This is a genomic window from Halalkalibacter akibai JCM 9157, assembly GCF_000513135.1.
GTDB classification, from domain to species: Bacteria; Bacillota; Bacilli; order Bacillales; family Bacillaceae_D; genus Halalkalibacter; species Halalkalibacter akibai.
This window is the reverse complement of record NZ_BAUV01000023.1, coordinates 53952-68777: the sequence shown is the minus strand read 5'-3', so window position 1 is coordinate 68777 and position 14826 is coordinate 53952. Positions and strand designations below refer to the sequence as shown.

Below are 14826 nucleotides of genomic sequence, written 5' to 3'. Positions count from 1 at the left end.
GATGTTTTGCAAATTGGGCAGGTGCTTACTATTCCTGGTGGGATGCAAACACCATTCGCTAGTCCAGCACAGCGATCAACCTTTACGTATACAGTTGCTTCTGGCGATAGTTTATCTGTTATAGCTAATCGTTTTAGCGTGACTGTTGAATCGATCCGAAGTGCTAATCAATTGGGGTCTGACCTTTTACAAGTTGGACAACGGCTTGTTATTCCTGATGCATTAAATGCCCCGGCACAAACCAGCAATAATTCCATTACGTATACAACACATACGGTGCGATCAGGGGATACGATTTGGGATTTAAGTGTGAGATATGGCATTCCTCAAACTGAGTTACTTAGTGCGAACAATTTGACGATGAGAAGTACGTTATCAATTGGTCAGCAATTGAGGATTCCTGTGCATCATATTGCGGTTAAACCGGTTGTCAGTCAACGGCACGGGGAACTATTGGATTGGTGGACCGAGGCTCAATATGTATTTTCTATTGGTAAAACTGCGAAAGTAACTGACTTTGTAACCGGTCAAAGTTTTTATATCAAACGAACGATTGGAGCGAATCATGCTGATTGTGAAACGGTTTCGGTCGCTGATACGAATATTGCTCGGTCGATTTGGGGTGGGTTTTCTTGGACCCCTAGAGCAGTGATCGTGGAAGTTGACGGAAGAAGGCTAGCTGCGAGCATGAGCTTTATGCCCCATGATGTTCAATACATCCAAAACAATGGGATTACTGGACATTTTGATGTGTATTTCTCAAATAGTACGAGACATGTCGACGGACGAGCTGACGCATCCCATCAAGCACAACTCGAGAGGGCAGCAGGCATTCGTTAATAGAAAAACCTTACAATGCGGTGACATTGTAAGGTTTTTCTGCTGTCATTTTGTTCACTAAACATGTTGTTATTTGTTAATATTTTGTCCAATCGTTGTAACGACTACCTCTACAGCACGCACTAGCTCCTCATGTGACATACTCGGCAACTGCGAATTCGTTAACGCAAGTTCATGGCTAGCCGGAATGTGAACAAATCCCGCTGGACAGTTGAGGTTGCGCTCATTCAAGTAGTCGAGCATTTGATACATGATGTTATTACATAAATAAGTTCCTGCCGTATTGGATATTGTTGCAGGAATGTTTGCCTCCGTGAGAGCGGTGACCATTTTCCGGATTGGGAGTGTTGAAAAATAAGCAGTTGGTCCTTCAGCTTTGATCGGTGCATCCTGTTGCTGCTGCCCTTCATTATCCACTTCTCCGTCATTGCAGTTAATGGCTACGCGCTCAGGTGTAATGCGATTACGCCCTGCTGCAAGTCCCAACATGATGACCGCATCAGGTTGATGCTTTTCATACAGCTCAATTAGACGTGAGGCAGAAGTCGAGAAAGCGACAGGAAGAACTTCTCCGATAATTTCTACATCATTAATATTTTTGCCTCCAAGCTCTGTGACAATTCTTTCTGTTGGATTAAGCGCATGACCGAGGAACGGTTCAAAACCAGTTAGTAAAATACGCATACGGGTGGTGCCTCCTTTTATGATAGATTGTGTGGGGTTGGTCGGTTAGAGTTGATTCGCGATTATGTTGTTAGAAATCGCTTATAAATAGCTAAACTTGCAATTGACTCAGTCAAATCGCTAATAAGAAAAATTTTCGCGATAACGCTTGGAATAATCGCAATTACCTTTACACTTGTTGCAATAACCGTCTTCCGTTTCGCTATTAAAATTCAGTTCGCTATTAGATGATCCTGTTTCGTTTTTAGTTGCTTATTCGCTAGGATATCTACCGCTACACGATTAACCGCACCCACACCATTCGAGCAACAACCAACACTCCCACCAAAAAACACAGAAAAGACAGCGACCCCAGCCGCTGCCCCTTCTCTTACCAAAAAACAAAATTCTATTTCTCCACAACACGCGGATCTAGCGCGTCACGCAATCCGTCTCCAATAAAGTTAAAGCATAATACCGTGATCAAAATCAGCAAACCTGGGAATGTTGGGTACCACCAAGCCGTACGGAAGATCGTAATGCTTTGCGAGTCTGTTAACATGTTCCCCCAAGATGCGTGTGGCGGTTGGACACCTAGGCCGAAGAAGCTTAAAGCGGATTCAGCTAGAATGAATGAACCGACCGCTAGCGTTGCTGCAACGATAACCGGACCTAGTGCGTTCGGTAAAATTTGCGAGAAGATAATACGTGTGTTCGACATCCCGATCGTGCGGGATGCGAGTACAAATTCTCGTTTTTTCAAGGATAAGAATTCGCCTCGGACGACACGGGCAGTTCCGGTCCAACTGAGTAAGGCAAAGACCAAAATCAGGATATTAATAGACGGTTGTAAAATCGCAACTAATGTAATTAATAAGAAGATGTTCGGGAAAGCAAGGATTACGTCAACCATACGCATTAAGAATGCGTCGACTAATCCGCCGAAATATCCTGCTACGGCACCGATTACAGCACCGATTGTTACAGCTCCTAGCATTGAAGCGAAACCTACATATAAGGAAACCTGTCCACCGTATAGCATACGGCTAAATAAGTCACGACCTAGATGATCCGTTCCGAGCCAGTGCTCAGAACTAGGCTCTCCTAAACGATTGCGCAAATCTTGATACGCAGGGTCATGTGGTGCGATATAAGGTGCTAGTAAACAAGCAATCGTAATGATGGCAAGTGTTACGAGCCCAACTACGGCTAGTTTGTTTTGAAAAAACTTTGAAACAATAATGGATAAGAGGGACCGACGTTCGCCGAGAACTTGACTGTCTTCAACCTCATACCCACGATTCTCTAGTTGTGGTGTTTGACTCATGCTCTTTGTCCCTCCTTAGTACTCAATACGCGGATCTAATACTGCATATAAGATATCCGCGATTAGATTTCCGACTACTGTTAACAAAGCACCGAACATTGTGATTGCCATGATAACCGGATAGTCACGTTGGAATGTAGCGTCGATAAATAATTTTCCGATCCCAGGCCAGTTAAATACCGACTCAACGATGGCAGATCCACCAATCATCGTTGGAAGCATTAAACCAAACATCGTGATAACGGGAATTAAGCCGTTACGTAAACCATGTTTGTATACAACACGACGCTCACGGAAACCTTTTGCACGTGCTGTACGGATATAATCTTGATTAATCACTTCAAGCATACTTGAACGAGTATAACGTGTTAAACCAGCCATGTCAGCTGTTGCTAATACAAGTGCAGGTAAAATTAAGTGACGTAAACGATCTAACAAACTGAAGTCTGCACCGATTGTTGAAATACCACCAACTGGTGTCCAGCCTAATTGAACAGAGAAAACCATTATTAACATAATACCGAGCCAGAAGTTAGGCGTGGCGAGTCCGAGGAAGGATCCGACCGTAACCCCGTAATCGGTCAAGGAATACTGCCTTGTTGCTGATATGACCCCGAACGGAATCGCTATAATTGCGGCTAAAAAGAGTGATGAAGCCATTAATAATATGGTGTTCGGCAAACGATCTAAAATCATGTCAGTAACCGGCATTTTTCTTGCGTAAGATGTACCAAAGTCACCTTTAGAAACATTTTTTACCCAGCGCACATATTGAACCGGAATCGGATCATTTAACCCTAGACGTTCCGCCTGTGCTTCACGCACTTCTGGTGGAATCTCTGGATCTAAGTTTAAAATAGCTGGTTTACCAGGTGCTGCATACATAATCGCAAAAGATAATATCGATATTCCAAATAATATTGGGATCATCATAATGACCCGCTTAATGATGTAATTAATCATGATTACATTCCTCACAATCCCTCAAGATAATTTAGTAGAGTAGGAAGGGGAGGGATTCACCCCTTCCCCCCACTACTTGAAGGCTTATTCAGTTACATACCACTCGTTAAGTTTGTACATGTTAACACGTGGGTGATGAGTAAAGCCTTGTACACGGTTGCTTAATAAGATGTGTTGCTCTGGGTAGTAAAGGTACGTGTAAGGTTGCTCTTCAGCAAGGATCTCATAGATCTCACCGATTGCAGCTGCACGCTCATCTTGGTCAACAATTTGCTTGTTACCACCAGCAAGCTCATCGACTGTTTCGTTGCGGTAAGAAATGTTGTTTAATCCAGCTTCGATTTCTTTTGAATGCCAGATAGCAGTTGGATCTGGATCAAGTGCTAGACCCCAAGCAAGTACTACAGCGTCAAAATCATAGTTAGGAGGGTTGATTTGCTCTAAGAACGCACCCCACTCCATTTGACGAGGAGTTACTTCGATACCAATTTCACCTAACATTTGTTGAACGATAACACCAATATCTTTACGAATTACGTTACCATCATTAGAAAGAATTTCGAAAGAGAATTTTTCTCCGTCTTTTTCTAAGATTCCGTCAGCACCAGGCTCCCAACCAGCTTCAGCTAGAAGAGCAAGAGCGCCTTCTGGATCATATTCGAACTCAGTTACAGAATCTGGGTAAGCCCAGCTAAGTGGTGATGCAGGAGCATGTGCAACTTGCGCACGTCCATCCATAATAGAATCAACGATTAATTGACGATCAATAGCCATTGTTAAAGCTTGACGAACACGTACATCATCAAATGGAGCACGGTCGTTGTTCCAACCAATGTAGTCATAACGTAAAGCTAGAGTTGAAGAAATACGTGCATGATCATACGTTTCAGCTGTAGCAAGCTCAGTTGCCGGTAAGATCATCCAGTCAATTTCTCCTGTTTCAAAAGCTAAAAGCTCAGCGTTTGTATCAGCAAATACACGGAATGTTACTTTGTCTAAGTTTGGACGACCTTCGAAATAGTCATCAAAAGCAGAAACTTCGATGTATTGACCATCAACATATTGTCCGAATACGAACGGACCAGCACCGATAGGGTTGTTACGGTTGTAATCCATGTGCTCTTCTAAATCAGCAACAGGAACTTCTTCAAGAATGTGCTTAGGAAGGATTCCATATCCTAAACGTGTAGTGAAAGATGCGTCAACTACAGATAAGTTGAATTGAACTGTATAAGGATCAACCACTTCTACACTTTCAAGCTCAGTGAAATCACCAGCACGAGGACCTGTGTAGTCAGCGTTTTTGAAGATATCGTAAGTAAACTTAACGTCTTCAGCCGTTAACTCTTCGCCATCATGGAAAAGAACGCCTTCGTTTAAAGTAAGTGTGTAAGTAAGACCGTCTTCAGAGATCTCTGGTAAATCTGTTGCTACAGATGGAACCATGTCTAAATTTTCGTCTGATGCAAGAAGACTTGCATGGATTAAATCAATTACATCTGCAGAAGCAGAGTCTTGAGAGTATAACGGGTTAAATGTTACAGGCTCTCCAGATGTTCCGAGTACTACACTACCGCCTGCTTGAGGACCTGTAGCTTCTTCCGTACCTTCTTCTGTTTCTTCTGTTGGCTCTTCAGCTGGATCTTCAGCAGGAGCTTCGTTTCCGCCACCACAAGCAGCAAGCACTAACATAAGTGCGATTGCTAAGCCTAGAAGCGATAACCATTTCTTGTTTACCATTCGTATTTCCCCCTTAAGCTTTTTCATAAAAAGTTGATAAAATGATGTGACACATGCCATCCTGTTAAGCCCCTTCGCTCGGCAACACCTCCCTTAAATAGCTTGTAAGAATAATAGAATCTTCTGAAAATGTTGTATAGATAAAGGACGCAAAATGCGTCTCTTTTATCTCACTTCAGGGCCACTGAAAAAGGTGTGTTTTCCACCTTTTTCAGTGGTCTTAAGCAATGAGCGGAACCGTTGCATGCTCTTAAGCTTGCTATGAGTGGGTTTCTCATAGCAGGCGCGCAACGAGTGGAGCAATTGCTACTTCCTCGAATTCTACTAAAAGGCTTTTTTATTGGCCTCGCTCATCATTATAAAGATGACAAGCAACATAACGATCTTTACGAACTTCTCTAAATGCAGGAATATCAACCTTACAGTGATCCATTGCCTTTGGACAGCGCGTATGGAACACGCAACCTGAAGGTGGATTGGAAGGATTCGGAATGTCCCCTTTTAAAATAATGCGATCAGCTTTTTTCTCAGATGGATGAGACTTCGGTACTGCAGACATAAGTGCCTGTGAGTACGGATGAAGCGGCTCAGCATAAAGGTCCTTCTTGCTCGCAACCTCCATCATATTACCTAGATACATAACCCCAATACGATCAGAGATGTGCTTCACAACCCCAAGGTCATGGGCGATAAATAAATACGTTAAGCCGAATTCCTCTTGCAAATCCTTCATTAAGTTCAATACTTGAGATTGAACAGACACATCAAGTGCCGATACCGCTCATCGCCAATGATTAACTTCGGATTTAAAGCAAGTGCACGCGCAATTCCAATTCGCTGACGCTGTCCACCGGAGAACTCATGTGGATAACGGTTTGCGTAAGAAGGATTTAATCCAACCTTCTCCATTAATTGCTCAATGAATTCTTGACGTTCTTTTCCTTTATATAGGCCGTGAACACTTAATGCTCTTTTAAAATCGCCGCAACGGTTTTACGAGGATTTAAAGACGAGAACGGATCTTGGAAAACCATTTGAATATCGCGACGATATGGCAACAGTTCTCTTTCTTTTAAAGTAGAGATATCCTTACCGTCAAAAATGATCTGGCCATCCGTTGGCTCATACAATCGCATAATCGTACGTCCAGCAGACGATTTTCCACAACCAGACTCTCCTACCAGACCAAACGTCTCACCTTTTTTAATTGAAAACGTAATCCCATCAACGGCCTTAACGTTCCCAACTGTGCGTTGGAAAAAACCTTTTTTAATCGGGAAGTATTTTTTTAAGCCTTTTATCTCTAGCAAAACTTCATTGTTTGTTTGTAGACTCATTACTCGTTTCTCCCTTCCTCATGCAAGAAACATCGAACCTTTCTTCCTGCTTCCACTTCAACTAACTCAGGTTGTTCCTTCTGACAGCGATCAAACGCAAGTGGACAGCGTGTTACGAAACGACAGCCTTTCGGAAAATTGTCAGGAGTTGGTACATTCCCTGCAATAGACGTTAAACGATCTTGCTCTACATCCAGCTTTGGAACTGATTCCATTAACCCAACTGTGTATGGGTGTAATGGCTTATCAAAAAGTGGAACGATATCTGCTTCTTCCACCACTTGGCCTGCATACATGACGACAACGCGGTCAGCAAGCTCAGCAACCACTCCAAGATCATGGGTGATTAAGATAATAGAAGAATTAAACTTCTCACTTAAGCCACGCATCAAATCAAGAATTTGGGCTTGTACGGTCACGTCAAGCGCCGTCGTTGGCTCATCTGCGATTAAAAGCTTTGGATCACAGCTCATCGCCATTGCAATCATGACACGCTGACGCATCCCACCTGATAATCGGTGTGGGTAGTCACTCAGAATCTCATCAATGCGCGAGAACCCGACAAGCTCAAGCATTTCTTTCGCTCTAGCATAAGCTTGTTTTTTCGATAACTTTTGATGATAGATGAGTGTTTCCATTAACTGATCACCGATCGTTAAAACAGGATTTAACGACGTCATCGGTTCCTGGAAAATCATCCCGATATCATTTCCACGCACTTTAAACATGCGGTCTTGACCGTGCTTGAGAAGGTCATCCCCGTTAAAGAGTATTTCTCCACCAACCGTTTTCCCACCTGGTGCTGGAACTAACTGCATAATAGATAAAGTCGTCATACTTTTACCTGAACCAGACTCACCTACAATTGCAACGGTCTCTCCTTCATGAACCTGAAAAGAAACATCGTCTACAACTGGAAGTTCTTTACCCTTTTTATAAAAATACGTTTTTAAATTACGAACATCTAACAATGGCTGTTTCGTCACCATCTTCACCTCTTCATAGAAGACTTTACCTACAATTATCGTACCGTGTAATGAAAGCGTTTCACAATGGTAAACTTTTACCAACTACTTGAAGTCTACTAGATTATTAGCTTCATAGAATAGAAATGCCTTTACCATTGCCCTTCTTACCAATTCATTTCTTTCGTAAAATTTCGAAAATTTAAGTCACTTTACGATGTAAGAAAATGAATCTTTGTATTGTTTTAGTTCAATGCTCACGTCCACAGAAAGGATTCCTTCCATTTTCGCAAGTTCTTTATTTACAAAATGAACAAGTTCATCATTGTTTTTGAAATAAGCTTGTAAAATCAAATCATGCTGACCAGAAAAAGCTCCAACAAACCGAACTTCTTGAAAACTATTTAATGTTCGGGCAATTTGCTCCTGCTGACCTAGCTTTGTCGTAATCCCTATAATTGCCTGTACATTTAGTCCAATTTTATTCGGGTCCATATGAATGATAAATTCAAATACGCCATCTTTTAACATTCGGTTGATTCTCGTCCTGATCGTTCCTTCACTGACATGAAGCAGCTTAGCTATTTCTGTATAAGAGCGTTTCCCATTTTCCTGCAAGAAACCAAGTATCGCTAAATCAATATCATCTAATTTCCCCATATGACCACTCACTTTACTATCGCATTTTACAGAAAATATGAATTTCAATACGAAATTTATATAGTTTTTCATATTTTTCTGCAAATTTCGTAAATTGGACTAACGCCATTATAAGTGAATTATTTGTCTAATGCAATATTCAATCTTTTTAAAATAGTTTTTTTATTGTGAGGATTTCTCACATACGATATAACAAGTTACGATTCTATATGCAAAAACCACAGAAATAAGTACTGATTTTTCGAAATCAGTATTAATAAATGATTTTTATTACGAATTTACCCTCCAGGTGTACAAATGTATAAATGGAGTGAACAAGCATAAATTATGTTGGTATAATTCCACAGAAATACATTTCCTATATTAAAATTAAAAAGCAACCAATATTTCCATCCAACAAGTTATTCCAACTTTATACGACATTGTTAAAAATTGTGTCGATTAATCACATTTTTTATCTTTACGTAATCATAAAAATTAGATAACATAACAATAAGTGTGACTTCACGTTGAATTTAGTTATAATAATCTATTTCTCTCATATAATATTAAATTAATTTAGAAGTGAGGAGTTCTATGAAGGATTCTAGACTTAAAAACCGCAAAAGCAGGAAAAAAAGGTTAATACGCATTATCGGTCTTTTGACCGTCTTATTACTTATAGCGACTGGCAGTGCAGCTAGTTATTTCGTTTATAAAGTTGCGAATGTAACAGCTGGTTCACAACAAGAGTTGGATCGGGGAGAAAAATCGGAACGGCGATTAGAAGCTGTTAATCCGAGTAAGGATAACATTTCAGTATTACTTCTCGGCGATGACTCTAGACCAGGTGAGTCTAGAGCTCGGACAGATGCAATGATTGTAGCCACTTTTAACAAAGAAGCAAGGTCAATTATTTTAACTAGTATTCCACGTGATAGTCGCGTCGAGTTGGTCGGAAGAGGAACAATGGATAAAATTAATCATGCTCATGCCTATGGTGGGCTTGATATGGCTATAGCTACCGTTGAAAATTTATTAGATATCCCAATAGATTACTACGCTCTTGTGAAATTTGAAGGGTTAATTGATGTAGTTGATGCTTTAGGTGGGATTGAAGTTGATGTTCCGTTTGACTTTGAATTTGTTGAAAAAAGCACAAATAGTGACTTTGAATTTAGAGAAGGAAAACAGCATTTAAGTGGAGCAGAAGCCTTAGCATTTGCTAGAATGAGAAAACATCCTCAAGCAAATGGAGATATTGGTAGAGGACAACGCCAACAGCAAGTAATAGAAGGAATTATAAAAAAGGGTGCGACATTCTCTTCTATCTCAAATTTTGATTCTGTCATGAATGCAGTTGGTGATAGCTTTTTAACAAGCTTAACATTTCCTAACATTCTTGCTCTTCATTCTTACGCTACCTCATTAAATGAAATTGAGACGATGCAATTAAAAGGAAATAACATGAGATTAAATGGGATCTTCTATTTAGAAGTTGATGAACAGTCTTTATTCGACATTCAAGTTCGATTAAAGCAACACCTCGAGATTGACGGCTTCCAAAATATAGAAACCAATTCTTCTAATCTAATAGAGGAGAGTTACTAATATTCTCAATTCAACTGTCATTCTATCTTAGGATGACAGTTTTTATTATACAAAATGAAATTTACACATTTCCTAAAAGCACGATGCTATCCGCACTTTTCTACTTTTTATTACAAAATCACCCATTAAAACTGTTTTTTTCTCAAAAAACCACTTAACTTTTTAATAAAAATCCACGATAATAGAAAAAGAGTCTTATTTTCACTACTAATATAAGGTTCAAACATATATTAATAGTTAGGAGGTAATGAAAATTCGTCTAAGTAAATTAATTAAACTATGCTCGCCTTTTCTAATTGCTTTACTTTTGATTACTAGTATTCCTATTCAATCTGTACAAGCTAGTACATATCAGATTACGAATTACAATATTAGCTTCGCAGATGCGCTACAATTGCAAGTTAATGCCAAAGGACAGACTGATAAGAAATATGACACATTTATACGATCAGATTTTCTAACAGTTGATAATCCTAGTAATCCAAAGTCAGGAACTGTTAATCGTTCGAGTACAGGGAATGTAACGAATGTTAGAGTTAGAGGTGGAGCCGGTACCCACTTTTGGGAAATTGGCTTAGTTAAAAGTGGTGACATTTTAACAGTCCTAGGTTCTACTAGAGGACAAGATGGTTATATTTGGTACCAAATTGCTTACAACAAAACATGGGTTAATGCTAGTCCCACAGACATTGAACAATATCTTAACCCAAATAATTTTCAACCAAGCTCAAATCAATTCTTTCAATTCTTAAAACTATCAGAAAGTGCTGGACTAGATGCTCGTGAGTTGAATGATAAAATTTTGTTTGATAAAGGAGCATTAAGAGGAACAGGACAGGCTTTTATCAACGCAGGAAAAACTCACAAAGTAAATGAAATCTATTTAATTTCACATGCTTTGTTAGAGACTGGTAATGGATTATCTAGTCTTGCTAGAGGTGTTCAAGTACAGGGCAAAACGGTTTATAATATGTACGGGATTGGAGCTTTTGATAGTTGTCCTCACACATGTGGTGCTCAGTATGCCTACGATCAAGGGTGGTTTACCCCAGAAGCAGCTATCATTGGTGGAGCTGAATTTGTTGCTCGTAACTATTTGAATCGCGGTCAAGATACACTTTACAAAATGAAGTGGAATCCAGCAAATCCAGCGACTCACCAATATGCAACCGATATTGGTTGGGCTGTAAAACAAACTACGCGTATGGCTAACCTTTATGGTATGGTTACAAATTACACATTAGCTTACGATATTCCTAGATATCAGAATCAACCTGGTAACCCACCAGATTATTCTGTACTAACAAGTAAACCAGCTGAAACACAATCTAATCGTAAAAAAGGGTTTACGACCTCAAATGTTAACTTACGTTCTGAGCCAAGAGTTGCAGCAAACACTCTAATTACTACTATTGCAGCAAATCAAGATGTTGAAATCTTGCAAAAAAATAGTAATGACTGGTACCAGGTAAGAGTTAATAACCGTACTGGGTGGATAGCTGCAAGATATATTGAAGAAACAAAAGTATCACGGATTCAAGGTGCAAATGCATATGCGACTTCTGCGCTTATCAGTCAAGAAGGCTGGAACAAGTCAGATGTAGTAATTATTACACGTGGCGATCGGTTCTCAGATGCTTTAGCTGGTGTCCCATTAGCAGCAAAGCACAATGCACCATTACTTTTATCCAGACAAAATCGTTTAGATGATGTTACAAGGAATGAAATTATCCGCTTAGGCGCCAAACAAGTCATCGTACTGGGTGGGCCCTTAGCTATTCAAGATAACGTCGTAAACGATATAAGGAAAATAAATGGCGTTACGAACGTTCGTAGAATTGCTGGTAATAATATGCATGATACGGCTGCTTTGATTTCTAATGAAGTTGCTCCAAATGGGGCAAATCAAGCCATTATTGTTAGTGATAATCGTTTCCAAGATGCACTTTCTGTTGCTTCATATGCTGGAGCTAATGGAATTCCTATCTTATTAGCGAACACTAAACAAGTACCAAAAGCCACTCAAGACGCATTAAAGAGACTTAATGTTAAAAATACACTAGTTATTGGTGGACCAATGGCAATTTCAGAAAATGTGGCTAAGAATCTCCCTAGCCCTAGACGAATTGAAGGTGCTACTCGCTTTGATACGAATATAGCAGCTTTTAACCATTTCAAACCAAATACCAATAAAGTTTATTTGGCTACATCCGAGCGTCATGAAGATGCACTATCAGGAGCTGCATTAGCTGCAAAAGAAAATGTTGGAGTTATTCTTGTTGATGGAACACGTTCCATTCATAATACAACTAGAACTAACTTAACTCGTACGAATTATAGTGATGTTAACGTTCTTGGTGGTCATATAGTTATTACAAATAATATTTATGGTCAAATTAGAAATTTAGTTGACTAATAGCAAAAGAAACAGCACGTCTCTCCATTAGGATTGACGTGCTGTTTCTTTATGCTTTACTAGTTCATAAATTCGCTCATTGGATTGCTGATCTTTATATTTCAAGAATTTCTCCGAGCGTAGCATATATTTTTCTTTCATTGTAAAACTTGTTGTAGCATAGTCTTCTATCAGATCTAGCAAATCATCTACCTGATTAACAATCTCTCCCGGTAAGTCTTCCTCTAAATCTAAATGTGAAGGCCTGTTACCAATAAACTTTTCCTGATCAAACTGATAATAAACCACTGGTTTTTCTAGAAAGCTAAAATCAAAACCGACACTCGAATAATCTGTAACCATTAACATACTCTCTTTGAGTAATGTTTGAACATCGACTTCCCCTTGATTAATCACTTTGACGTGATCATTTTTAAAAAATGACGTGAATTTTTGCATATTTGGGTGTAAACAAAAGACAATCTCAAGGGAATACTCAGAGGCGAGTCTATTTAATCTTTCATGATGGATCAATTCATTATACCGATGATAGTACTCACTTTTTAAAAAACGATTGACATGATCACCAATCCAATCACGCCATGTTGGAATAATTAAAATTTGCTTCTTTAAGGACCTATCTCCTGCCAATAGGCTATCAAAGCGAGATAGACCGGTTACAGCTACTTGATCTTCATCATAACCAAAATCATTTATAATCATCTGTTTCTCAAAGTCAGAGCTAACTAAAAACAAATCAACTTCAAAACCTACTGCTTGCTTGCCATAGTTAGCTACCATGTTTTTGGTTCCCATCACACCATGCTGCAAAAACACTTTTAATGCTTGAATCTTATTACTAAACTTTCGTGTACGAATTGGGTACAAATAATTAGGATGATGAGAAGCAAAGATTTTATTTGAAATAATCGTATTCCAAATATGCTTCTTAGATTTAAAGTAAAGTACATTACCGTATTTCTCGACATTATTCCTTTCTGGAGAATCTTGCTTTATTACGTAATATGCATTCTTTTTTGGATAGTTTGTTCGAATATAACGAAAAAAATGATATCCTGTATCTTGTGCTTTATATGTACGTTCACCAATTAACCAAACATCTTTTGTTCTAAAACATTTTCTAAGCAACCAAGCCCATTGTGTCACAATAGTTAAGAAACGAAATGTAGTTCGAGAGAAATTCACGACTTCCAAAGACAAATTTGATTTTTTAAATGTGAAATACGGATTTACAACTGAAACCTGATCCTGATTAAAGCCATAACCTTCAATACCTTTATATTTTGCTTGATAAGTAGGCTTCCCTACTCGAACTATCTTTTCCTTTTCGTGATCATGTAATGTGAGTTTTAAATAGACATCATATGTGTCTTCTTCAAGTATAGTCGAATTATTAACCTTGTCTAGCCTCAAGGATACTTCATACTGATACCGATTTAATCCATAATTTTGTTCAGTTTCCTCTTTTAAATAATGGAAAGTAGCTGGAATCTCAATTTCTCTTTCCTGTGCTCTACCCCTTAATAAGACAGTACCTCTTAACAGCTTCGAATTTCTTGTGAAAAGCTTACCTTTAAAGCGTAAAACATTTCTTTTTGAATCTATCTTATAAACAAGCGTTCGTTTTATCGTATTGGGTTCTTTATTATAGGCAAACGATATATTTCCTTTTTGAGTAACATACATTAAGCCCCGTTTGTTTTTAAAGACATAATTCTTAAGACCCTTTAGTATCATCTGATGGAATTCACCTAAGCGCATTAAATATTCAACTTTTTCAATTTTATTTATATTTTTGATAAGCGCACTCTTAGGTAAACCTTCAAGCTCTTCATCGGTCAGAACATTTTTATCAACCGAAACCTTAATATAAAAATCATACATTTTTCTTTCATTCACTTCAAAACGAGTCATTAGTTCCCGTAAGTCAATAATAAAGGTAAACTGATGGGATTCTTCACAATCTCCTACCTTCATGTACTCCTTCTTCCCACGAGGTTTGATGAAAAGCTCTGACACTTGATAATTAGTCATCGCAAATAAACCGTGAATATGAATAATCGATTCGTCCTGTATCATAATAAATCGCTTTTTTACCTTCTGGCTTTGGTTACGATTTTTTTCTCTTATCACGAAAAAATTCCGATGTCACCATAATTGATGTCACCACCCTCTCACCCACTCACCTACTTCTATTTCCACTGGGGACAATAGCAATTTCTAATCTAATCTATTCTATAATCAGCACTTTTTGTTTTCAAGTTAATTACAAAATAAATAAGAAAACAATATATTGTTTTCTTATTCCTTCTAATATTAATTTTC

Annotated in this window: 11 protein-coding genes and 1 pseudogene; 3 read left to right on the top strand and 9 right to left on the bottom strand. The window is 38.8% G+C overall.

What is annotated here, in order from left to right; translation table 11 throughout:
* Positions 1-840, top strand: an 840-nt coding sequence (locus tag JCM9157_RS13385) for a muramidase family protein (RefSeq protein ID WP_148296873.1), incomplete at its 5' end; no start/stop codon positions are given.
* 69 nt (positions 841-909) lie between these two features.
* Here the strand turns inward: JCM9157_RS13385 and pcp are convergent.
* From pcp to JCM9157_RS13350, 8 genes and pseudogenes are all read right to left on the bottom strand, one after another.
* Positions 910-1524 (bottom strand): pyroglutamyl-peptidase I, encoded by a 615-nt coding sequence (pcp, locus tag JCM9157_RS13380; RefSeq protein WP_035665368.1) that lies wholly within the window; start codon positions 1522-1524, stop codon positions 910-912.
* A gap of 212 nt (positions 1525-1736) precedes the next feature.
* Positions 1737-1901 carry a hypothetical protein gene (locus tag JCM9157_RS24675; RefSeq protein ID WP_156321495.1) on the bottom strand — a complete coding sequence of 55 codons (165 nt, stop codon included), beginning with the start codon at positions 1899-1901 and terminating at the stop codon, positions 1737-1739.
* 11 nt (positions 1902-1912) lie between these two features.
* Entirely contained in the window at positions 1913-2830 is a 918-nt protein-coding gene (opp4C, locus tag JCM9157_RS13375) for an oligopeptide ABC transporter permease (protein ID WP_035665366.1), read from the bottom strand.
* A gap of 15 nt (positions 2831-2845) precedes the next feature.
* Entirely contained in the window at positions 2846-3793 is a 948-nt protein-coding gene (locus JCM9157_RS13370; RefSeq protein ID WP_035665363.1) for an ABC transporter permease, read from the bottom strand.
* Positions 3794-3877: 84 nt separating this feature from the next.
* Positions 3878-5533, bottom strand: a complete 1656-nt coding sequence (locus JCM9157_RS13365; protein ID WP_035665362.1) for a peptide-binding protein — start codon at positions 5531-5533, stop codon at positions 3878-3880.
* 337 nt (positions 5534-5870) lie between these two features.
* Positions 5871-6870 (bottom strand): annotated as a pseudogene (locus tag JCM9157_RS13360) (ABC transporter ATP-binding protein).
* Entirely contained in the window at positions 6870-7859 is a 990-nt protein-coding gene (locus JCM9157_RS13355; RefSeq protein ID WP_035665360.1) for an ABC transporter ATP-binding protein, read from the bottom strand. Before JCM9157_RS13355 ends, JCM9157_RS13360 begins: the two are co-directional and overlap by 1 nt.
* A 183-nt stretch (positions 7860-8042) precedes the next feature.
* A complete protein-coding gene (locus tag JCM9157_RS13350) occupies positions 8043-8495 on the bottom strand; it encodes an Lrp/AsnC family transcriptional regulator (protein WP_035665358.1) in 453 nt (150 codons plus the stop codon).
* Between the two features lie 576 nt (positions 8496-9071).
* Between JCM9157_RS13350 and JCM9157_RS13345 the strand changes: the two genes are divergently transcribed.
* Both JCM9157_RS13345 and JCM9157_RS23470 read left to right on the top strand, forming a co-directional pair.
* The gene (locus tag JCM9157_RS13345; protein WP_052013142.1) at positions 9072-10085 is read left to right on the top strand and encodes an LCP family glycopolymer transferase; all 1014 of its coding nucleotides are present in this window, start codon (positions 9072-9074) and stop codon (positions 10083-10085) included.
* Between the two features lie 247 nt (positions 10086-10332).
* Positions 10333-12501, top strand: a complete 2169-nt coding sequence (locus tag JCM9157_RS23470) for a cell wall-binding repeat-containing protein (RefSeq protein WP_052013141.1) — start codon at positions 10333-10335, stop codon at positions 12499-12501.
* A gap of 27 nt (positions 12502-12528) precedes the next feature.
* Here the strand turns inward: JCM9157_RS23470 and JCM9157_RS13335 are convergent, their stop codons facing one another.
* The gene (locus JCM9157_RS13335; protein ID WP_052013140.1) at positions 12529-14634 is read right to left on the bottom strand and encodes a CDP-glycerol glycerophosphotransferase family protein; all 2106 of its coding nucleotides are present in this window, start codon (positions 14632-14634) and stop codon (positions 12529-12531) included.
* Positions 14635-14826 lie beyond the last annotated feature (192 nt).